20 protein-coding genes are annotated in these 21,500 nt (G+C 74.2%); 19 read left to right on the top strand and 1 reads right to left on the bottom strand.

All coding sequences use genetic code 11. The features are described from left to right. Positions 1-11: 11 nt before the first annotated feature. From OHV05_RS26480 to OHV05_RS26455, 6 genes are read left to right on the top strand one after another with little or no spacing between them, the layout of a single operon-like run. Positions 12-335, top strand: a complete 324-nt coding sequence (locus OHV05_RS26480) for an acyl carrier protein (protein ID WP_405019862.1) — start codon at positions 12-14, stop codon at positions 333-335. Further along, the gene (locus OHV05_RS26475; RefSeq protein WP_405019861.1) at positions 335-3,307 is read left to right on the top strand and encodes a type I polyketide synthase; all 2,973 of its coding nucleotides are present in this window, start codon (positions 335-337) and stop codon (positions 3,305-3,307) included. Before OHV05_RS26480 ends, OHV05_RS26475 begins: the two co-directional genes overlap by 1 nt. Further along, positions 3,304-4,326, top strand: a complete 1,023-nt coding sequence (locus OHV05_RS26470; protein WP_405019860.1) for a 3-oxoacyl-ACP synthase III family protein — start codon at positions 3,304-3,306, stop codon at positions 4,324-4,326. The genes OHV05_RS26475 and OHV05_RS26470 overlap by 4 nt, the downstream gene beginning before the upstream one ends. Before the next feature lie 11 nt (positions 4,327-4,337). Next, positions 4,338-6,251 (top strand): HAD-IIIC family phosphatase, encoded by a 1,914-nt coding sequence (locus OHV05_RS26465; protein ID WP_405019859.1) that lies wholly within the window; start codon positions 4,338-4,340, stop codon positions 6,249-6,251. Next, the gene (locus OHV05_RS26460) at positions 6,235-6,474 is read left to right on the top strand and encodes an acyl carrier protein (RefSeq protein WP_403045377.1); all 240 of its coding nucleotides are present in this window, start codon (positions 6,235-6,237) and stop codon (positions 6,472-6,474) included. Before OHV05_RS26465 ends, OHV05_RS26460 begins: the two co-directional genes overlap by 17 nt. Continuing rightward, positions 6,471-7,316, top strand: a complete 846-nt coding sequence (locus tag OHV05_RS26455; protein ID WP_405019858.1) for a 4'-phosphopantetheinyl transferase family protein — start codon at positions 6,471-6,473, stop codon at positions 7,314-7,316. The genes OHV05_RS26460 and OHV05_RS26455 overlap by 4 nt, the downstream gene beginning before the upstream one ends. Positions 7,317-7,338: 22 nt before the next feature. Here the strand turns inward: OHV05_RS26455 and OHV05_RS26450 are convergent, their stop codons facing one another. Further along, on the bottom strand, positions 7,339-8,331 hold the full coding sequence (locus tag OHV05_RS26450; RefSeq protein ID WP_405019857.1) for a LuxR C-terminal-related transcriptional regulator: 993 nt from the start codon (positions 8,329-8,331) through the stop codon (positions 7,339-7,341). 694 nt (positions 8,332-9,025) lie between these two features. On the opposite strand from OHV05_RS26450, the gene OHV05_RS26445 reads away from it, so the two are divergent. The 13 genes from OHV05_RS26445 to OHV05_RS26385 all read left to right on the top strand — a co-directional run bounded on the left by OHV05_RS26445 (position 9,026) and on the right by OHV05_RS26385 (position 21,470). After that, positions 9,026-9,532 (top strand): flavin reductase family protein, encoded by a 507-nt coding sequence (locus OHV05_RS26445; RefSeq protein ID WP_403045369.1) that lies wholly within the window; start codon positions 9,026-9,028, stop codon positions 9,530-9,532. Positions 9,533-9,658: 126 nt separating this feature from the next. Beyond that, complete coding sequence (gene mftA, locus OHV05_RS26440) at positions 9,659-9,769, top strand: mycofactocin precursor MftA (RefSeq protein ID WP_403045367.1); 111 nt, start codon at positions 9,659-9,661, stop codon at positions 9,767-9,769. Positions 9,770-9,780: 11 nt separating this feature from the next. Then, complete coding sequence (gene mftB / locus OHV05_RS26435; protein WP_405019856.1) at positions 9,781-10,050, top strand: mycofactocin biosynthesis chaperone MftB; 270 nt, start codon at positions 9,781-9,783, stop codon at positions 10,048-10,050. 30 nt (positions 10,051-10,080) lie between these two features. Further along, a complete protein-coding gene (mftC, locus tag OHV05_RS26430; RefSeq protein WP_405019855.1) occupies positions 10,081-11,277 on the top strand; it encodes a mycofactocin radical SAM maturase in 1,197 nt (398 codons plus the stop codon). Positions 11,278-11,280: 3 nt separating this feature from the next. Further along, complete coding sequence (locus tag OHV05_RS26425; protein WP_405019854.1) at positions 11,281-13,227, top strand: mycofactocin system FadH/OYE family oxidoreductase 1; 1,947 nt, start codon at positions 11,281-11,283, stop codon at positions 13,225-13,227. Further along, a complete protein-coding gene (locus tag OHV05_RS26420; protein ID WP_405019853.1) occupies positions 13,224-15,182 on the top strand; it encodes a mycofactocin system FadH/OYE family oxidoreductase 2 in 1,959 nt (652 codons plus the stop codon). The genes OHV05_RS26425 and OHV05_RS26420 overlap by 4 nt, the downstream gene beginning before the upstream one ends. Next, positions 15,179-16,117, top strand: a complete 939-nt coding sequence (locus OHV05_RS26415) for a mycofactocin-associated electron transfer flavoprotein alpha subunit (RefSeq protein ID WP_405019852.1) — start codon at positions 15,179-15,181, stop codon at positions 16,115-16,117. Before OHV05_RS26420 ends, OHV05_RS26415 begins: the two co-directional genes overlap by 4 nt. After that, entirely contained in the window at positions 16,110-17,486 is a 1,377-nt protein-coding gene (locus OHV05_RS26410) for an FAD-dependent oxidoreductase (protein WP_405019851.1), read from the top strand. Before OHV05_RS26415 ends, OHV05_RS26410 begins: the two co-directional genes overlap by 8 nt. After that, positions 17,483-17,791 (top strand): ferredoxin family protein, encoded by a 309-nt coding sequence (locus OHV05_RS26405; RefSeq protein ID WP_403045348.1) that lies wholly within the window; start codon positions 17,483-17,485, stop codon positions 17,789-17,791. Before OHV05_RS26410 ends, OHV05_RS26405 begins: the two co-directional genes overlap by 4 nt. Before the next feature lie 5 nt (positions 17,792-17,796). Further along, positions 17,797-18,615 carry a mycofactocin-associated electron transfer flavoprotein beta subunit gene (locus OHV05_RS26400; protein WP_405019850.1) on the top strand — a complete coding sequence of 273 codons (819 nt, stop codon included), beginning with the start codon at positions 17,797-17,799 and terminating at the stop codon, positions 18,613-18,615. Continuing rightward, on the top strand, positions 18,609-19,409 hold the full coding sequence (locus OHV05_RS26395) for a mycofactocin-coupled SDR family oxidoreductase (RefSeq protein WP_405019849.1): 801 nt from the start codon (positions 18,609-18,611) through the stop codon (positions 19,407-19,409). Before OHV05_RS26400 ends, OHV05_RS26395 begins: the two co-directional genes overlap by 7 nt. After that, a complete protein-coding gene (gene mftF / locus OHV05_RS26390) occupies positions 19,406-20,803 on the top strand; it encodes a mycofactocin biosynthesis glycosyltransferase MftF (RefSeq protein ID WP_405019848.1) in 1,398 nt (465 codons plus the stop codon). Before OHV05_RS26395 ends, mftF begins: the two co-directional genes overlap by 4 nt. 166 nt (positions 20,804-20,969) lie before the next feature. Then, on the top strand, positions 20,970-21,470 hold the full coding sequence (locus OHV05_RS26385) for a SigE family RNA polymerase sigma factor (protein WP_405019847.1): 501 nt from the start codon (positions 20,970-20,972) through the stop codon (positions 21,468-21,470). The last annotated feature ends 30 nt before the right edge of the window (positions 21,471-21,500 follow it).

Raw genomic sequence — 21,500 nt, 5'->3', positions numbered from 1 at the left:
GGAGACCAGCCATGACCACTCCCGCCACCTGGCAGACGGCCGACCCCGCCACCGCGGCCCGCGACTGGCTGCTGGAGCGCGTCTCGCTCTACCAGCACCGCGACCCGCTGACCATCGACCCGACCGTCCCGCTGGCCGAGTACGGCCTGGACTCGGTCGGCGCGCTGAGCCTCTGCGGCGACCTGGAGGACGAGTTCGGGCTGATGGTGGAGCCCACCCTGCTCTGGGACCACCCGACCCTGGACAGCCTGGTCGGCTACCTCACGGCGGCCATCCCGGCGGCCGCCGGGCGCGGCCGGGGCGGGGCACCCGAGTCACCGGAGGACCGGTTCTGATGAGCGGCATCGCGATCGTCGGCCTGGACTGCGCCTTCCCCGGCGCACCCGACGCCGAGGCGTACTGGGACCTGCTGATGCGCGGCGGCGAGAGCGTCGGCGAGGTGCCGCCGCAGCGCTGGGAGGCGGACGAACTCCCGGACAGTGTCCCGGAGTCGGCGCGGGCCGGGATCAACCGGGGCGGCTTCGTCGCGGGCGCGGACGGCTTCGACAACGACTTCTTCGCGCTCTCCCCGCGCGAGGCGGCCGCGATGGACCCGCAGCAGCGGCTGCTGCTGCAGTGCGCCTGGCGGGCGCTGGAGGACTCCGGACAGGCGCCCGGTGCGCTGGCCGGTACCGACACCGGGGTGTTCATCGGCGTGATGGGTGGCGAGTGGGGCCGGCTCCGGATGGGCGACCCGTCCCGGGTCACCCCGCAGCTGGGCGCCGGCAGCGCGGCCGGGATGACCGCGAACCGGATCTCGTACCACCTCAACCTGACCGGCCCGAGCCTGGCGGTGGACACCGCCTGCTCCTCCTCGCTGGTCGCCGTGCACCTGGCCGCCAACGCGCTGCTGGCCGGCGAGTGCGACACCGCGCTGGCCGGCGGGGTGAACCTGGTGCTCACCCCCGCCCTCGGTCTGATGTACAGCCAGCTCGGCCTCGGCTCCCCGGACGGGCGGTGCAAGCCGTTCAGCGCGGACGCCGACGGGATCGGGCGCAGCGACGGCCTCGGCCTGGTGGTGCTGCGCCGATTGGAGGACGCGGTCGCCGACGGCCAGCGGATCTACGCGGTGATCCGGGGCTCGGCGGTCAACCAGGACGGTCGCAGCAACGGGGTGACCGCGCCGAACCGGTGGTCCCAGCAGAAGGTGCTGGAGGCCGCCTACCGCCGGGCCGGGGTGACCGCCGACCAGATCACCTTCGTGGAGGCGCACGGCACCGGCACCGCGCTCGGCGACGCGATCGAGTGCGCGGCGCTCGGCGGGGTGCACGCGGTGCCCCGGGAGAAGACCTGCGCGGTGGGCTCGGTGAAGGGCAACATCGGGCACACCGAGGGCGCGGCCGGGATCGCCGGGCTGATCAAGGTCGCGCTGGCGCTGCACCACCGGATTGTCCCGGCCAGTCGGCACGCCGACCGGGAGAACGCCCAACTCCGGCTCGCCGAGCGCGGGTTGCGCCTGCTGAAGTCGCCGATGCGGCTGCCCGCCGGGGAGATCCTGGCCGGTGTGAGCAGCATCGGGATGGGCGGCACCAACGCGCACATGGTGCTGGCCGGACCGCCGCGCACCCCGCGCCGGGCCGCCCGCCCGGCCGGCGAGACCGAGCCGGTGGGCGTGTTCACCGTCACCGGTGACACCCCGGACGCGCTCCGCCGCAACCTGGCCGACCAGGCCGAGGCGTTCGCCCGGCGGCCGCGCACCGGGGCGGCCTCGCTCGGCTTCAGCAGCAACCGGGTGAAGACCGGGCTGCCCTACCGCTTCGCGGTCACCGCCCGTGACACCACCGAACTGGCCGAGCGGCTCCGGCTGGCCGCCACGCACGGCGTCGACGCGGGCACCCCCGCGCACCGCTCCTGGACCAGGCCGGTGGTGGCCTTCGTCTACACCGGCCAGGGCAGCCAGTACCCGGCGATGACCGCCGGTCTGTACCGGGACTCGGCCGCCTACCGGCACTTCCTGGGCGAGGCGGACGCCGCGCTCACCCGGCACACCGGCCGCTCCACCCGGGAGCTGATCCTGCGCGGCGACCCGGCCGGGTTCGACACCGGTGACGCGCAGACCGCGCTGTTCGCGGTCGGCTACGCGCTGACCCGCACCCTCGGCGAGCTCGGCGTGCAGCCCGCCGCCGTGCTCGGCCACAGCCTGGGCGAGTACGCGGCCGCGGTCGCGGCCGGGGCGCTCGACCTGCCACAGGCGGCCGAACTGGTCGCCGCCCGCGCCGCGTTGACGCGCAACCTGCCCGCCGGTGGCGGCATGCTCGCGGTCGGGGCCGGCCCCGAGGCGCTGGCCGAGCTGCTGGCGGCCGAGCCCACGCTGACCCTGGCGGCGGTCAACTCGCCTGCCGACAGCGTCGTCTCGGGCCCGCTGGACGCGTTGGACCGGGCCGAACAGCGGCTGGCCGGACGCGGCCTGCGGACCCGCCGGCTGGACGTCACCCGGGCCTTCCACTCCCCCCGGATGACCCCGGTCGCCACCGGGCTGCGCGCGCTGGCCGACGGGCTGCGGCCCGCCGCGCCCCGGCTGCCGATGGCCTCCACCCGCTACGGCCGGCTGCTGCACGACGAGCCGCTGGACGCCGGGTACTGGGCCGGCCAGGCCACCGAGCCGGTGCTGTTCGGCGCCGCGCTGACCGCACTGGCCACCGAGGTGGCGCCGACCCACCTGGTGGAGATCGGCCCCCGGCCCACCCTGCTCCCGCTGGCCCGCCGGGCCGGGCTGGCCCCGGGCACCGAGCACCTGCACCCGGTGCCCGGCCCCGAGGCGGACGGCCGGCAGCTGGCCGAGCTGGTCGCCACGCTCTACCGCGCCGGTCTCGACCCGGAGTGGGCCGCGCTCTACCCGGCCGAGTACCGCACCGTGGAGCGGCTCCGCCCGTACGTGTTCTCCATCGAGAACCGGTACTGGAGCCGCCGGGACGACCGCGCCGTCACCCCGGCGCCGGTGGAGCGGCCCGCCGCCCCCGCGCCCGCCCCGGCCGCAGCACCGGCCACCGCACCGGTCGACCCGGTGCTGGCCGACCCGGTGCTGGCCGCCGTGATCGAGGCCGTGGTCACCGTCGGCCAGTACCGGCCGGACCGGGTGGTGCCTTCGACCCGCTTCTACGAGGACCTGGGATTCGACTCCGTGATGATCATGCAGCTCAAGGACGTGGTCCAGGAGGCGCTGCCGCACCTCGGCGAGGTGTCGATCCGTCAACTGCTGCCCGCACTGCGGACCGTGGGCTCGCTGGCGGACTTCCTGCGCGAACTCGCCCTGGCGAGGGTGTCATGACCGGAGCCGCCACCGCCTACCTCGCCTCGGTCGGCACCGCACTGCCCGGGGACCCGGTGGACAACACCGTGCTCGGCAAGCTGCTCGGGGTCAGCGAGGAGTGGATCGACATCTTCGTCGGCACCAGGTCCCGCCACTTCGGCCGTGACCTGGGCACCGGCGAGGTCCGCTGGTCACTGGCCGACCTGTGCGCGCAGGCCGCCGCCGAGGCGCTCGACTCGGCCGCCCTGGAGCCGCCGGACATCGAGTTCCTGATCCTCTCCACCACCACCCCCGACACCCTGCTGCCGACCACCGCCAGCCAGGTGGCCGACCGGCTCGGCCTGGACTACCTGCCGGTCTACCAGCTGCAGGCCGGCTGCTCGGGCGCCGTCCAGGCGCTCGACCTCGGCCGGACGCTGATCGCCTCGGGCCGCCGGGCCGGGCTGGTGATCGGGGGCGACGTGACCCACCGGCACCTGGACTTCGACCGCGAGCTGGCCCGGATCCCGACCGACGAGCTGGTCAACTACCTGCTGTTCGGCGACGGTGCGGGCGCCGCCGTGCTGACCGCCGAACCGGTCGGCGAGCGGGTCGCCGTGCGCGCCGTGCTGAACAGCCTGACCGGCCTGGGCCGCCCGGCCGGCCAGACCGTGGACTGGTACGGCCTCACCGACCGCGACCAGGACCGGCCGCTGCTGCGCGAGGACTACAAGGCGATCGAGGAGCAGGTCCCGGTGATGGCCGTGGAGATCTTCTGGGAGCTGCTGGAGCAGGTCGGCTGGCAGGTCGAGGAACTCGACCACCTGCTGCCGCCGCAGCTCTCCGAGCGGATGACCACCCGGATCGTGGAGCGGCTGGCCGTCCCCGGTGTGCACGAGGTCAGCTGCGTGGCCGAGACCGGGAATACCGGCAACGCCCTTCCGTTTCTCCAACTGGCCCGTCTGCTACCGGACCTGAAGACTGGTCAGCGAGCGCTGGCGGTGACCGTGGAGTCCAGTAAGTGGATCAAGGCGGGCTTCGCCCTGGAGAAGGTCTGAGAGGCGGGGAGATGACCACCACACCGATGGAACGGCTGCGCGGCCTGCGGGCCGTCGGGGAGCTGGCCGCGGCGTACCACCGCGTGCCCGCCCTGCTCGCCGAGCTGCTGGACGAGGCCGGTCCGGCCGACCGGGATGCGCTGCTGGACCGGGCCGGCCGGCTGCTCGGCGGGCTCGACCAGGACGAGGTGCTGCACCACCATCCGGCCACCCGGGTGGTCACCGTCGCGATCACCGGCCAGTCCACCGTGGCCGGCCTGGTCGATCCGCTCACCGCCGAACTGGCCCGGCACGGCCTGCTGTTGCGCCCGCTGGTCGGCGACCACGGCGGCTGGCTGCGCGACCTCACCGACCCGGCCGGCCAGCTGCTGCCGGAGCGGCCCGACCTGTCGCTCTGCCTGCTGGACGCCGACACGGTGTTCGCCGAACTGCCCTCACCCTGGCGGGTCGAGGAGCTGACCGAGGCCGCCGACCGGGTGCTGGAGCGGATCGCCGGGCTGGCCGCCGAGCACGAGCGGATCGCTCCCGGCCTGCTGGTGCTGAACACCCTGCCGCTGCTGCGCCGGCACACCGGGCAGCTGGTCGACCACGCCTCCCGGGCCCGGCTGGGCGCGGTCTGGCGGGAGTTCAACGCCCGGCTGCTCCGGCTGACCGAGCGCCACCGCTCGCTGGTGGTGCTCGACCTGGACCCGCTGACCGCCGGCACCGGCCCGGTCGAGGACGCCAGGATGGCCTGCTACGCCCAGGTCCGCTGGACCGCACCGGTGCTGGCCGGGTACGCCCGCGAGGTGGGCCACCTGGCCAGGTCGCTGACCGGGCTGACCCGCAAGTGCCTGGTGCTGGACCTGGACAACACGCTCTGGGACGGCGTGCTCGGCGAGGACGGGCCGGACGGCATCGCCGCCGCCGACACGCTGCGCGGCGAGGCGTTCGGCGGCTTCCAGCGCACCGTCCGCCAGCTCGCCTCGCAGGGCGTGCTGCTCGCGGTGAGCAGCAAGAACGACCGCGAGCCGGTGCTGGAGACGCTCCGCTCGCACCCCGATCTGCTGCTCCGCGAGCCGGACTTCGCCCAGGTGCACGCCGACTGGCTGCCGAAGGACGGCCATCTGGCCGAGATCGCCAGGAACCTGGGGATCGGCACCGACGCGCTGGTGTTCGCCGACGACTCGCCGGGCGAGCGTGCCCAGATCCGGTTCGGCCTGCCCGAGGTGGCCGTACTGCCGTTGGACGGCGAGCCCGCGCTGCACACCGAACGACTGCTGGCGGACGGCTGGTTCGACGTGCTCCGGCTGACCGACGAGGACCGGGCCAGACCGGAGCAGTACCGGCTGGAGGGCGAACGGCACCGGCTGCGCGAGCGCAGCGGTTCGCACGCCGACTTCCTGCACCAGCTCGGGGTGGCGGTGCGGCTCGGCCCGGCCGAGCCGCACGAGTACCCCCGGCTGGTCCAACTCACCCAGCGGACCAACCAGTTCAACCTGACCGGGCACCGGCTGCAACCGGGTGACCCGGCCGCGGTGGCCGAGGACGCCGGCCGGCTGCTGCTGGCGATCCAGGCCGCCGACCGGTTCGGCAGCAACGGCCTGGTCGGCGCGGTGCTCGGCCGGCACACCCCGGAGGGGCTGCTGCTGGAGAACGCCTGGCTGAGCTGCCGGGTGCTCACCCGGGGCATCGAACAGGCGGTGCTGAACGCCCTGCTGACGGAGGGTCGGGCCGCCGGACTGCCGGCCGTCCTGGCCCGCTTCCGCCTGACCGCCAAGAACCACCGCGCGGAGCTCTTCTACCCGGAGCTCGGGTTCACCGAGACCGCGCGGACCGAGGACGGGGTGCTCTTCCGGCACGGACTCGAGTGCGCACCGGAACCCCCTTCTCATGTCCATGTCACACTTGATCTAGGATGGCCGACAGATGCCTGGGCTCGATAGCCTCGACGGATTCCTCCGCCTGGTCCGTACGGAACTCGATCTGGAGCTGACCGACCAGGACGCGGAGACCGAGCTGGCGACGCTGCCGGGCTGGGACTCGATGAACCTGCTCCGACTCGTCACCCTGCTGGAGTCCGGCACCGGGCGCCGGCTCCCCGTCCCCACCGTCCTGGCGGCCCGCAACCTCCGGGAGATCTACGCAGTCGTGGAGGAAGCAGCATGACCCGCCCCGGAGCCACCCCTACCGGGCCCCCACTCGGCGAGCCCGTCGAGGTCGCCGGCGACCAGACCTGGGACCTGGTCCGGGCCGACCTGGCCCGGCACGGCACCGCCCTGGTGTACGCCGAACTCGGCGACCTCCAGCCCGAGCTGCCCGCCGCGCACGAACTGCGCGCGGTGCTCGGCCGGGACTGGTCCCGCTACCTCGACCTGGCCCACCCCTCGGTGCGCGACCGGTACGCCGCGTCCCGGGTACTGCTCAAGCGGGCCGGCGCCGCCGTGCTGCGGGCCGACCCGGACACCCTGGAGCTCGGCTACGGGCCGACCGGGCGGCCGTACCTGCGCGGCTGCGACCAGGTGGACATCAGCCTGAGCCACACCGACGACCTGCTGCTGGTCGGCCTCACCACCCGGGGCCTGATCGGGGTCGACGCCGAGCGGGCCGACCGGCCGATGTACGGCCGCGGCCTGGGCCGGCACGTCTGCACCCCGTACGAGCTGGTGTCGCTGGCCTCGCTGCCCGAGCCGGAGCGCAACCCCAGCCTGGTCCGGCTCTGGACGCTCAAGGAGGCGTACAGCAAGGCGATCGGCCAGGGCATGCAGTTCAGCTTCACCGAGTTCGGCTTCGGCCCGGACGGCAAGCCGGTCCGGGTGTACCGGCCGGACGGCAGCCCCGGCACCGGGGCGGAGTGGGCGTTCCGGACCTTCCTGCTGGGCAACGGCTACCGGATCAGCGCCGCCGTCTACGACGCCGGATTCGGCGAGCTGGACGACGCCGAGCTGACCAGCATGCTCGACCGGGACACCGTGGAGGCGATCACCGACGCGCTGGGCGACAGTGTCTGACGCCCGGTCGGCCGACCGGGCGTCAGAACTCGTCCTTGAACTGGTCCAGGATGCCGGACATCGCGACGTTGAAGCCGGCCTGGAACCGGCTGGTCGCCTCCAGCTCCTCGGTGATCTCGGAGATGTGCCGGCGGCAGGTGCGCACCGACATGCCCAGTCGGCGCGCCACCATCTCGTCCTTGTAGCCCTTGGCCATCAGCCGCAGCACCGACTGTTTGAGGTCGTCGGTGATGGCCTCGGCCTTGGCGGTCTCCGGGTTGAAGGGGGTCGCCCCGTCCCAGAGGTACTCGAAGACCTTGCAGACGAACTCCACCAGGGTGGACTCCCGGACGATCGCCGCGGCGGGCGCCCCGCCGGTCTCGGTGCGGCGGGCCAGCACCACCGTCTCCCGGTCGTAGATCAGGATCCGGTCGATCACCTCGTCGGCGGTCCTGAACTCCGCACCCAGCGCGGTGACGTCCCGGACGAACGACTTGGTCGCCAGGTCACTGCGGGCGGTGTGCTGGTAGATCGTCCTGATGTGCACCCCGCGCTCCAGCATCCGGCCGTGCGAGTCCCGGGCCGAGGAGAGCACGAACGCCGGACGCGGTCCGCCGGGTTGGACGGTCAGCAGCTCGTGCCGACAGTTCTTGCCCAGACTGTCCAGCATCGACCGGATCACGCTCAGGTCGTTGACCACGTCGAAGGCCTCCAGCCGGTTCCGCAGCCGGCGGCCCTCGAAGTAGAGAGGGGTCAACGACAACAGCTTGGAGCGGACGTCGGTGACGGCCTGCTGGAGATCGCGGATCTGGTTCTCGGCACCGCCGACCAAGTCCGCCGCCGCCACGTCCGGCCCCACCGGGACCAGCACCGACGGGTGTCCGGGCATCGGCTGGAGCAGCTTCAGCAGCAGCAGCACCTGCTCGACCCGGTCCAGTTCGGACTCGTCGACCGACAGCCGCCCGGCGATATCACTCTTGTCGAAACGCCCTAACTCGACGGCATGACCGTACGCAGCAGCACTCAGATCATCCAACTCCGCGAAATCCAAGTATCCGTGCACCCCCTCGCCCATCCGAGTCTCCCCCCAACCCTGCGAAGTTGTTGCCAAGCAACTTTACGCCATCGGGTTCGGCTTGGCACAGGCATGCGATCGTCGGCAGCCTATGCGTTGTCGCCACCGAGAGCACAGACCCGGAAGGCGACGAGTCTGAGCAAGTAGTCAGCCAGTCTCTGTATGGGGGATGAAATGCAGCTTTCCATGAGGACAAAGATGGCCATCAGGGGCATCACACTCGCCGCGGCGGTAGCGGTGGCGGTGCCCACCTTCTCTCTGGCGATAGGACACGGCGGAATGAACACCCTGTCCGACGCCACGGTCACCGCCGTCACCACCGCGTCGCCGAGCCCGACGGTCATCCCGCAAGGTCCGGACGACGGCTGGCACTAGCCCTCCGGCGCGACACCGCGGATCCGCACGGACGCGGTGAGCGGACGACCCCGGGGGCGGTGGCCGACCGCACGACCAGAGCAGCACCAGGTACCACCACGCCCGGGCCGGGCGCGCAGTCGCGCCGGCCCGGGCGTTCGACTGTCCGGACCGTCCGGGCGTCCGGGCCGCCTGGGACAGCAGGGGTCCGAAGGGGGTCCGCTAGGGGGCGAGTTCGATTACCGAGACCCCTAACGTCGAGCTCGGCCGCGTGTCCGGCCGCAGACGAGGGAGGTCTCGGATGACCACCGTGGCGACCGCCGCCGCACCGACCGACGCAGCACCGACCACGTTCCGGGAGGCGCTGGCCGCCTTCCCGAGCGGGGTCACCATCGTGACCACCACCGACCGGCAGGGCAGGTGGTGGGGCTTCACCGCGAGCTCGTTCTGCTCGCTCTCGGCCGACCCGGCCCTGGTGCTGGTCTGCCTCGCCGACAACGCCCAGTGCCACCCCGCCTTCCTGGCGGCGGAGTCCTGGGTGATCCACGTGCTCGCGCCGGAGCACACCGACCTCGCGGTCCGGTTCGCCACCCGGGGCGTGGACAAGTTCTCGGACAGCGACTTCAGGCCGAACGAGAAGGGCCAGCCGGTGCTGGACTCGGCCGCCGTGACGCTGGAGTGCGACGCCTACGCGCGGCACCCCGGGGGCGACCACACCATCCTGGTCGGCCGGGTCAGGGAGGTCCGGATGCGCGAAACAGTCCCTGCGGTCTATTTCCGCCGGGGCTTCCACACCCTGGCGGAGTAAGCACCGCGGGGCCGACCCGGAGGGCACCCCTAAGCCACCGGACAGGGGTGCCGACCAAGGCTCCCCCGCGATTAGCGTGAACATCAGGGCCGGGATGTCCGGGCCGCCCACACAGAGGAGAAAATCATGGCGGAATTCCTGCCGGACCCCTCCGAGGACGACGAGTTCGAATTCCTCCCGGAAGAGGATCTGCTGGTCGAGGAGATCTCCATCGACGGTATGTGCGGCGTCTACTGATCCGAGGAAAAGTGTCGTCATTCGATCCGGACCTGCCCTATCGGTGCGCACCGAGCGTCGCCCTGCGACCCGAGCCTTTCGGTGCACTCGCCTACGATTTCTCGACCCGCCGACTCTCCTTTCTCAAGTCTCTCGAGTTGGTAAAGACCGTGCGTGCGCTGATCTCGAACCCGGATGTCCACGGCGCACTGGACCAGGCGGGCGTGCCGGCCGAGCAGCGGCGGGCCTACCTCACCGCCCTGGCCGGACTGGCCGAGGCCGGCACGATCCAGCCGCGCTGAGCGACCACCCACTCACCAGGGAGTACCCGGATGAAGCTCGTCGACCAGTTCCAGCACGGGCTGGACGCCCCCATCTGCCTCACCTGGGAGCTCACCTACGCCTGCAACCTCGCCTGCGTGCACTGCCTGTCCTCCTCCGGTCGGCGCGACCCCCGGGAGCTGAGCACCGCCGAGTGCCGGTCCGTGCTGGACGAATTGCAGCGCATGCAGGTCTTCTACGTGAACATCGGTGGTGGCGAACCGACCGTCCGGCCGGATTTCTGGGAGCTGGTCGACTACGCGACGGATCGTCAAGTCGGGGTCAAGTTCTCCACCAATGGGGTCCGGATCACGCCGGAGCGGGCCCGGCTGCTCGCGGGCAGTGACTATGTGGACGTACAGATCTCGATCGACGGCGCCACCGCCGAGGTCAACGACGCGGTCCGCGGGGCCGGCTCGTACCGGACCGCGATCACCGCGATGGACAACCTGGCCGGGGCGGGCTTCCGCGACTTCAAACTGAGCGTGGTGGTCACCCGTCAGAATTGTGACCAACTTGACGAGTTCGCTGAAATCGCCGACCGCTACGGTGCCCAGCTGCGGCTCACCCGGCTCCGCCCGGCCGGTCGCGGCGCCGAGGTCTGGAACGAGCTGCACCCCACCGCCGAGCAGCAGCGCTCCCTCTACCACTGGCTGGTGGCCAACGGCGAGCGGGTGCTGACCGGGGACTCGTTCTTCCACCTCAACGCGCTGGGCTCGACCCCGCTGCCCGGCCTCAACCTGTGCGGGGCGGGCCGGGTGGTCTGCCTGATCGACCCGGTCGGCGACGTCTACGCCTGCCCGTTCGCGATCCACGACCAGTTCCTGGCCGGTAACGTGCGCTCCCCCGGTGGATTCGCCGAAGTCTGGCGCCACGCACCGCTGTTCGCCCAGCTGCGCGAGCCGCAGAGCGCCGGCGCCTGCGGGTCCTGCTCCGCCTTCGACTCCTGCCGGGGCGGCTGCATGGCCGCGAAGTTCTTCACCGGCCTGCCGATGGACGCGCCGGACCCGGAGTGCGTCAAGGGCCACGGCGAGACCGCGCTGGCGGCGCTCGGGCCCGGCAGCGTCCCCCGGCCCAGCGGCGACCACTCGCGGCGCGGCCGGGGCCCGGTGCCGGTGCAGATCGGCTGGGCCCCGCCGGCCGCCGGTCTGCCCGACCGGGCCTGCGACACCAGCCCGTTGGCCGGCCTCACCGCCGCCGGACGGTAGCCGATGCTGCTCACCGACCCGATCACGCTCGCGGGCCGGACCGCGCCCAGCCGGGTGCTGTTCGGTCCGCACGAGACCAACCTGGGCCACCGCCGGGCGCTCTCCGACCGGCACGTCGCCTACTACCGGCGCCGGGCGGCCGGCGGCGCCGGACTGATCGTCACCGAGACCGCGAGCGTCACCGCCGAGGACTGGCCGTACGAGCGGGCCCCGCTGGCCGCCGACTGCCCGGACGGCTGGCGGGCGGTGGCGACGGCCTGCCGCCCGTACGGCACGCTGGTGCTGGCCGGTCTCGGGCACGCGGGCGGGCAGGGCTCCTCGGCGTACTCGCAGCGCGTGCTGCGGGCTCCCTCCCGGGTGGCCGACGTGGTCAGCCGGGAGCTGCCGGCCGAGCTGGAGGCCGCCGAACTCGGCCCGCTGGTCGCGGACTTCGCGGCGGCTGCCGGGCTGGCCGCGGCCGCCGGGCTGGACGGGGTGGAGATCGACGCCGGACAGCACAGCCTGCTGCGGCAGTTCCTCTCCGGCCTGACCAACCTGCGCACCGACGAGCACGGCACCGACCGGGCCCTGCTGCTGCGCGAGGTGCTGGCCGCGACCAGGGCCGCGATCGGCGCCGACCGGGTGCTCGGACTACGGCTGAGCTGCGACGAACTCGCCCCCTGGGCCGGGATCACCCCCGAGCAGGGGGCGGAGTTGGCGGCCGGGCTCGCCCCGCTGGTGGACTACCTGGTGGTGGTCCGGGGCTCCGCGATGAACCTCTCCGCCACCCGGCCGGACGGGCACACTCCGCCCGGCTTCAACCTCGACCTCTGCCGCACCGTCAGGACCGCGGTGGCGGGCGTCGTCCCGGTCGTCCTGCAGGGCTCGGTGGTCGAGGCCGGCCAAGCCCAGTGGGCCCTCGACGACGGGGCCGCCGACCTGGTCGAGATGACCAGGGCACAGATCGCCGAACCCGAACTGGTCGCCCTGCTGCGGGCCGGTCACCCCGAGCGGATCAGGCCCTGCGTGCTGTGCAACCAGCGCTGCCGGGTCCGGGACAACCGCAACCCGATCGTCAGCTGCCTCGGCGAACCGGCGGCCGGCCACGAGACCGGGGACCAGCCGGTGGCGGGCCGGGACGCCCGGCCGCTCGACGTGCTGGTGGTCGGCGGCGGCCCGGCCGGCCTGGAGGCCGCCCGGGTGCTCGCGCTGCGCGGCCACACCGTGGAACTCACCGAACAGGACACCGAGCTGGGCGGCTCGCTGCGGGCCGCCGGCGCGCTGCCGGGCCGGGAGCGGCTCGGCCTGCTGGCCGACTGGCTGGTCGCGGAGACCGACCGGCTCGGCGTCACCGCCACCACCGGTACCCGGCTGACCGGGGCGCAGCTCGACGCCGCCCGGGCCGCCGGCCGGGAGGTCCTGCTGGCCACCGGCTCGGTGCCGGGACCGCACGGGTTCGACCGGCTCGGCGGCACCGTGGTCCGCCCGGCCGAGCTGGCCGCCGACCCCACCGCGCGGTCCCTGCCCCCGGGCCCGGTGCTGGTCTTCGACCCGGTCGGCGACGCCGTCGGGGTCGCGGTCGCCGAGCTGCTCGCGGCGGCCGGCCGGCCCACCGCGATCGTGACGCAGGATCAGGTGGTCGGCACCCAGCTGGCCCTGACCGGCGACCTGGCCGCCGCCAACACCCGGCTCCAGCAGGCCGGGGTGACCCTCTACAAGCGCCGCACGGTGCTCGAACTGCACGACGGGTACGCCCTGCTGGAGGACGTGGTGACCGGCCGCAAGGAGCGGGCCGAGTGCGCGGTGCTGGTCGACTGCGGCCACCGGCTGCCGGAGCGCTCGCTGTCCGCCGACCGCCCCGACCTGCCGGTGGCCGGCGACTGCGTCGCGCCGCGCACGGTGTACCAGGCCGTACTGGAGGGCCGCCGGGCCGCGCTCCGGCTGGCCGGCCCCGAAGGGAGCCACCGATGACCGGCTACCGCCACCTGTTCTCCCCGCTGCGGGTCGGCCCGCTGACCCTGGCCAACCGGGTGGTCTTCTCGGCCCACCTGACCAACTACGCGGAGGACGGCCTGCCGAGCGGGCAGCACGCCGCGTACTACGCCGCCCGGGCGGCCGGCGGCGCCGGGCTGATCATCACCGAGGAACACTCCACCCACCCGACCGACTGGCCGTACGAGAAGCTGATCCACGGCTTCCACCAGGAGGCGGTGGCCGGGTACCGGCGGATCACCGAGGCGGTGCACGCGCACGGCGTGCCGATCCTGGCCCAGCTCAACCACAACGGCGGGCAGGCGTCCGCGATGTACTCCCGGCTGCCGGTCTGGGCGCCGAGCGCCGTCCCCGACCCGCTGTTCCGCGAGGTGCCGAAGGCGATCGACGCCGCCGAGATCGCCGAGGTGGTCGCCGGGTACGCCACGGTGGCCGCGAACTGCGTGGCCGGCGGCTTCGACGGGGTCGAGCTGCAGTGCTCGCACTCCTCCATCGTGCGCGGCTTCCTCTCCCCCGCCACCAACCTGCGCACCGACGGGTACGGCGGCCCGCTGGCCAACCGGGCCCGGCTGCTGCTGGAGCTGGTGGCGGCCGTCCGGACGGCGATCGGCCCGGACCGGGCGCTCGGCGTCCGGCTCTGCGGCGACGAGCTGATCAAGGGCGGCATCACCCTGGACGAGGCGGTCGAGGTGGCCCGGCTGGTGGAGGCGAGCGGCCAGGTCGACTACATCAACACCTCGATCGGGGTGGCCACGTCGACGCTGTACCTGATCGAGGCCTCGATGGCGGTGCCGGCCGGGTACGCGCTGTTCATCTCCAACGCGATCCGCCGGGCGGTCAGCCTGCCGGTGATCGGGGTGGGCCGGATCAAGGACCCGGCGCAGGCCGAACGGGCGCTGGCCGAGGGCCACTGCGACCTGGTCGGGGTGGTCCGGGGCCAGATCGCCGACCCCGACTTCCTGGCCAAGGCCCGGGCCGGGCGCGCCTCCGACATCCGCAGCTGCCTGTCCTGCAACCAGGAGTGCGTGGGCCGGATGGGCCTGAACCGCTGGCTCGGCTGCATCGAGAACCCGCGGGCCGGGCGGGAGTCGGTGCCGCTGCCGATGCCCGGGCGGCGCGGCCGCCGGGTGCTGGTGGTCGGCGGCGGTCCGGCCGGTCTGCAGGCGGCCGCCAGCGCCGCCCGGCGCGGCCACCTGGTCACCCTGTTCGAACGCGAGCCGGCCACCGGCGGGCAGGTGGCCGAGGCCGCGAGCGTGCCGGTGCGGGCCGAGTTCCTGGACGTGGTGCGCAACCTGGCGGCCGAGTGCCGCCGGCTGGGAGTGGAGATCAGGACCGGCCTGGAGGCCACCGCGGAGTCACTGGCCGCCGAATTGCCGAACGCGGTGGTGCTGGCCACCGGCGCCCGGCCGCAACCACCGCGCTGGGCGGGCGGCCTGACCAGGGTGGTGGACGTCCGGGACGTACTGACCGGGCGGGCCGCCCCCGAGGGCGAGGTGCTGGTGGTCGACGAACTCGGCTTCCACCAGGCCACCTCGGTCGCCGAGCTGCTCGCCGACCGGGGCTGCCGGGTCCGGATCTCCACCCCCGGCATGGTGGTCGGCCAGGACCTGGGCGTCACCCTCGATCTGGAGACCTTCACCGTCCGGGCCGAGGCCAAGGGCATCCGGCAGACCACCGACGAGGTGGTGATGTCGGCCGGGACCGCACCGGACGGCGAGCGGGTCGAGGTCGGCCTGCTCACCCACACCACCGGGGCGATGGCCACCACCGTGGTCGACTGGGTGGTCTGCGCGGTGCACCAGTCCCCGCAGGACGAGCTCTGGCACGCCCTGCGGGACGCGCCGTTCGAGGTCCACCGGGTCGGCGACTGCCTGGCCCCGCGCCGGGCGCACGCCGCCGTGATCGAGGGACACCGAGTGGGGAGCGCGCTGTGAACGACACCGAGCCGATCGCCGTCCTGCTGGTCCGGGGCGGCACCCTGCCGCACGGGGCCGACGAGGCGGTGGCCGAGGCGGGCGGCCTGGTCCTGCTCGCCGGGGAGGACACCAAGGCGGCGGCCGGCCTGCTGACCACCGCCACCCGGGTCTGGACGGTGGAGACCGGCACCCGGCCGCCTGGACCGTTGGCCACCGCGCTGGCACCGCTGCTGACCGACCGTCGGATCGTCCTGCTGCCGGCCTCGCCGGACGGCCGCGACCTGGCCCCCCGGCTGGCGGTCGCCCTGGACCGGCCGCTGCTGGCCAGCGCCCTCGCGGTGCACAGCGGCGGCGCCGACCTGATCGGGGCGGACGGCCGGACCCTGATGGACGCCGCCGTGCTCGGCCCGTTCGTCGCCACCCTGGAGCCCGGCCTGCGCGGCGCCGAGGCGCTGCCCGAGTCCCCCGAGATCATCGAACTCCCGCCGCCGGACAGGTCGGTGGGCCCGGACGCCGAGCAGTCCGCGCTGCTCACCGCGCCGCCCGGGCAGGAGCAGCTCGACCAGGCCGCCCGGATCGTGGCGGCGGGCGCCGGCCTGGGCACCGGCGAGCTGACCGGCCAGGCCGCGATCGCCCTGCTGGAGCAGGTCGGAACCGCGCTCGGCGCCGCCGTCGGCGCCACCCGGGTGGTCACCGACGCCGGCTGGACCGGCGAGGAGCGCCAGATCGGCACCACCGGCGTGGTGGTCTCCCCCGAGCTCTACCTCGCCTTCGGCATCTCCGGCGCCGCCCAGCACGTCGGCGGCCTCGGCCGCCCCGCCCACCTGGTCAGCGTGAACACCGACCCGCACTGCCCGATGACCGCGCTGGCCGACCTCGCGGTGGTCGCCGACGCCCCGACCGTGCTGGCCGAGCTGGCCCGTCGGCTGACCCCGGAGGCCCCCCGTGACTGACGTCACCACTCCCTCGTACGCGGGCCCCGCCTCGGCCTCGGTGCTCCGTCAGGAGCTGCCGGCGCAGCGCGACTTCGACGTGCTGGTGGTCGGCGCGGGCCCGGCCGGGTCGGCTGCCGCGCTGGCCGCCGCCCGGGCGGGCTGCTCGGTGGCGCTGCTGGAGCGCGGCCCGTTCCCTGGTTCGAAGAACGTCTACGGCGGGGTGGTCTACGGCCGGATCCTGGACGAGCTGGTGCCGCAGTGGTGGGACGAGATGCCGGTCGAGCGCTGGGTCACCCGCCGCTCGACCATGGTCATGACGGCGGATCAGGCCCTGACCGTGGACTTCCGCAGCCAGCGCTGGGGCACCGCCCCCTACAACGGCGCCACCGCGCACCGCTCCGACCTGGACGGCTGGCTGGCCGGCCACGCCGTCGCGGCCGGGGCGGTCCTGGTGCCCGCCACGGTGGCCACCGGGCTGCTGCGGACCACGGCGGGCACGGTGGTCGGGGTCCGGACCGACCGCCCCGACGGCGACCTGACCGCCCGGGTGGTGATCGCCTGTGACGGCGTCAACTCCTTCCTGGCCAAGGAGGCCGGGCTGCACCCCCGGCAGGACAACGCCCGCCACCTCACGCTCGGGGTGAAGGAGACGCTGGCCCTGCCGCGCGACGTCATCGAGCAGCGGTTCGGGCTGACCGGGCGGGACGGCCAGGACATCGAGATCCTCGGCTGCACCCGGGGCATCCCGGGCGGCGGCTTCCTCTACACCAACCTGGAGTCGGTCAGCCTCGGCGTGGTGGTCGGCCTGCCCGGCCTGGCCGCCGCAAAGGTCCGCCCCGAGGAGCTGCTCGCCGACCTCAAGGCGCACCCGGCGATCGCCCCGCTGGTGCGCGGCGGACGGCAGGTCGAGTACGCCGCGCACCTGATCCCCGAGGGCGGCTACGACCACCTGCCCGAGCTGGCCGGGGACGGCTTCCTGGTGGCCGGGGACGCCGCCGGGATGTGCCTGGCCGCCGGGATCTGGCTGGAGGGCGTCAACTTCGCGATCGGCGCCGGGATGTACGCGGGCCGCGCGGCCGCCGCCGCGATCGGGGTCGGGGACACCTCGCAGGCCGGTCTGGCGGGCTACCGCCGGGCGCTCGAGCAGTCCTTCGTGCTGGCCGACCACCGGAAACTCCGCAAGGTCCCCGGACTGGTCCTCTCCGAACGGATGCAGCGCCAGTACCCGGGGCTGATCTGCGACCTCGCCCAGGGCCTGTTCGAGGTGGACAACCCCCGCCCCAAGCCGGGCGTCCTGCGACTGCTGCGCACGGCGGTACGGACCCACGGCATCAGTCCGCGCCGACTGCTGGCCGACGCGATCACCGGAATGAGGGCCTTCGGATGACCGGTCAGCCGGCTGAGGACTACCGCGAGATCTCCTTCGACGACCGGATGGGCGGCACCGAGTTCCGGGTCTCCGAGCGGGCCCACATCACGGTCGACACCGCCGTGTGCGACTCCTGCACCGTCCGGTCCTGCCTGCACGTCTGCCCGGCCAAGCTGTTCGTGCCGACGGCCGACGGCGGCATCCTGTTCAACTTCGAGCAGTGCTTCGAGTGCGGCGCCTGCTACCAGGTCTGCGACGCCGAGGGCGCGATCTCCTGGACCTACCCGGACGGCGGCCTCGGCGTCGTGTTCCGAAAGGGCTGACCGACATGGCCGAACAGCCGCTCGTGGTGGCCGCGTTGAGCCCCGCCGATCCGCTCGGCGGGGCCGACCTGGCCGCGCTGGAGCACGCGCTGCGACTCGCCGGGGAGCTCGGCGGCCGCACCCTGGCCGTCACCGTCGGCCCGGCCGGCGCGGAGGAGGTGCTCCGCCAGGCGCTGGCCTGCGGGGTGCAGCGGGTGCTCCGGGTCGACCACCGAGGCCCGGCCGACAGCGATGCGAAGGCCCGTGCGCTGGTCGCCGGGCTGGCCGCGCACGGCGCGGTCCCCGCCCTGCTGCTCTGCGGGAGCCGCTCCACCGGCCGGGGCACCGGCGCCACCCCGGCCTTCCTGGCCGCCCGGCTGGGCGCCGCCCAGGCCCTCGGCCTCACCGAACTCAGCTGTCAGGACGGCGAGTTGACGGCCGTACGACGGATCGACGGCCGCCGGCGCGAACGGCTGACGGTGCCGCTGCCCGCCGTCTGTTCGGTGGAGCCCGGCAGCGCCCGACTGCGCCGGGCCGCGCTGCCCGCCCTGCTGGCCGCCCGGACGGCGGAGATCCCGGTCACCGTGGTGACCGTGCCGGCGCCCCGCCGGCCGGTCCTGCTCGGCCCGGCCCGGCCGTACCGGCCCCGGCCGCTGGTGCTGCCCGCCCCGGTGGGCGCCGACCCGCTGACCCGGATCCGGGCCCTGACCGAGACCGACCGCCCCCGCACGGCCGCCCGGGTGGTCACCCCGGCCGACCCGGCGGCGGCCGTGGACGAACTGCTCGGCTACCTCCGAGAGCACGGCTATCTCGCTCACCTCACCCGGGAGGACGACCAGTGCTGAACACCGATCTGCCCCCCAGAGTCGCCCTGGTCACCGGCGCGGCGCGCGGGATCGGGGCCGCCGTCGTCACCCGGCTCGCCGACCAGGGCTGGCGGGTGGTCGCTGTGGACGTCTGCGAGGACCTGCCCGGCGTCGGCTACCCGCTGGGCAGCAAGCAGCAACTGCTCGAACTGGCCGACCGCTGGCCCGAGTCGGTCGTCCCGGTGGTCGCCGACGTCCGCGACGTGACCGCGCTCCGGGCGGCCGTCGCGGAGGCCGAGCACCGGTTCGGCGGTCTGGACGCGGCGGTGGCGGCGGCGGCCGTGATCGCCGGCGGACGGCCGCTCTGGGAGACCACCGACACCGAGTGGGACGTGCTGCTCGACATCGGCGTACGCGGCGTGGCCAACCTGGCCGCCGCCGCCGTACCCGCCCTGCTGCGGCGCCCGCAGCCGCGCACCGGCCGGTTCGTCGCGCTGGCCTCGGCCGCCGGGCACCGCGGCCTCTGGCACCTGGCCGCCTACAACGCCGCCAAGCACGCGGTGGTGGGCCTGGTCCGCGGCCTGGCCACCGACCTGCGCGGCACCGGCGTCACCGCCACCGCGGTCTCCCCCGGCTCGACCCGCACCCCGATGCTGGACGCCAGCGCGGCGCTCTACGACCTCGCCGACGTCGAGGAGTTCGCGCAGCACCAGCTGACCGAGCGACTGCTCGACCCGGCCGAGGTGGCCGCCGCCGTCTGCTGGCTCTGCCACCCCGACTCCTCCGCGATCACCGGCACGGTGGTCCACGCGGACGGCGGGTTCACCGCATGAGCGCCCCGCCGAGCACGGCGCAGCTCCACCTGACGCCCGATCAGAGCGTGCAGCTCTGGGAGGACGGCCGGACCCTGCTGGGCGGCTCGCCGTACCGGGTGCTCCGGCTCTCCACCCAGGCCGCCGACCTGGTCGGCGGCTGGCTGGCCGGGGCGCCGGTCGCCCCCGTCGCCGCCCACCGCCGCCTCGCCGCCCGGCTGGTCCGGGCCGGGATCGCCCACCCGGTGCACCGGTCCGCCCGGCTCACCGCCCAGGACGTCACGGTGGTGGTCCCGGTCCGGGACCAGCCGGGCGGCCTGGACGGGCTGTCGGCCGCCGTCGCGGACACCGCCAAGTTGCTGGTGGTGGACGACGGTTCGAAGCTGCCGATCCCGGGCGCAGCGGTCCGCCACGAACACTCCCGGGGCCCCGCCGCCGCCCGCAACTCCGGCTGGCGGAAGGCCGGTACGGAGCTGGTGGCCTTCCTGGACGCGGACGTCACCCCCGAGCCCGGCTGGCTCGAGCCGCTGCTCCGGCACTTCGAGGACCCGGCCGTGGTCGCGGTCGCCCCCCGGGTTCGCAGCACCCGTGGCAGCTCGCTGCTGGCCCGGTACGAACAGGTCCGCTCCCCGCTCGACCTCGGGCCGGCCGGCGGCGTGGTCCGCCCGGGCAGCCGGGTCAGCTACCTGCCGTCGGCCGCCCTGGTGCTGCGCACCTCCGCGCTGCGCGAGCTCGGCGGCTTCGACGAGCGGATGCGGTTCGGCGAGGACGTCGACCTGATCTGGCGGCTCGCAGCGGGCACCGGACTGGTGCGGTACGAACCCGGCGCCGTGGTCCGGCACGAGCCGCGCCCCGACTGGCGGGCCTGGGCCAAGCAGCGCTTCGGGTACGGGACTTCGGCCGCACCGTTGGCCGTGCGGCACGGCCGGGCGGTCGCCCCGGTGAAGGTCTCGTTCTGGAGCGCGGCGGCCTGGGCCGCCCTCGTCCTCGGCCGCCCGGCGGCCGGGGTGGCGATCGCCGCCGGCACCGCCGCGCTGCTGCCGCGCAAGCTCGCCCCCTTCGGTGTCCCGGCCCGCGAGTCGCTCCAGCTGGCCGCCCGCGGCCACCTCGGCGCCGGACGGCTGCTCGGTGACGCGGTGACCCGCTCGTGGTGGCCGGTGGCCGTCCCGCTGCTGGCCGCCACCCGCGCGGGCCGCCCGCTGCTCGCCGCCGCCTTCGCCCGGCACGCGGTGGACTGGTACCGCGACCGACCCCCGATGGACCCGATCCGCTGGACTGCGGTCCGGATCGCCGACGACCTGGCCTACGGCGCCGGGGTCTGGTGGGGCGCGCTGCAGCACCGTACGGTCGCCCCGCTGCTGCCCGACCTGGCCGACTGGCCGGGGCGCGACGGGGTCCAGCGTCCTACCGACTGACTCACCGTCACTTCGGGTGGGGCAGGCCGTGCAGCTGCGGACGTCGACCAGGTCGGCGACGGCGTCGAAGAGTGACGGGGGAGAAAGCTTCTTCGTCCGGGTGTGTAACGTCCGACCGGGGTTGCGGCGTGGGTGCTGTGACAACCGAGATCGGAAGGATCATCTGGTGGGGGAAGCACCCGCGGACTATTTGGAGTTCGCACACGCCCACAGCGGGCAGCTGTTCCGCACGGCGTGCCTGCTGACCGGCGACTGGCACCTGGCGGAGGACCTGGTCCAGGAGACGCTGGCGAAGATGTACCGGTCCTGGCGGCGGATCGACCGTTCCGAGGCGCCCGTGGGGTACGCGCACACGGTGCTGACCCGGACCTTCATCTCCCAGCGGCGGCTGCGCCGCTCCGGGGAGACGCCCACCGGGACGCTGCCCGAGACGGTCGGTCACGTGGAGGACCCGGCGCTGCGGATGGCACTGCTGGAGGCGATGGCCCAGCTGTCGGCGAAGGACCGCACCGTGCTGGTGCTGCGCTACTGGGAGGACCGCTCGGTCGAGGAGACCGCCCAGCTGACCGGGATGAGCGTCGGTTCGGTGCGGGTGCGCAGCCTCCGGGCCAGAGAGCGGCTGCGGCAGGTCCTCGGCCACGACTTCGCAGAACTGGGCCGGTCATGACGGCACCGAACCCACACCCGCAGCCCACGC

Origin of the sequence: Kitasatospora sp. NBC_00070 (assembly GCF_045041205.1) — a bacterium.
Taxonomy (GTDB): domain Bacteria; phylum Actinomycetota; class Actinomycetes; order Streptomycetales; family Streptomycetaceae; genus Kitasatospora.
This window is presented reverse-complemented; position numbering and strand designations above follow the sequence as displayed.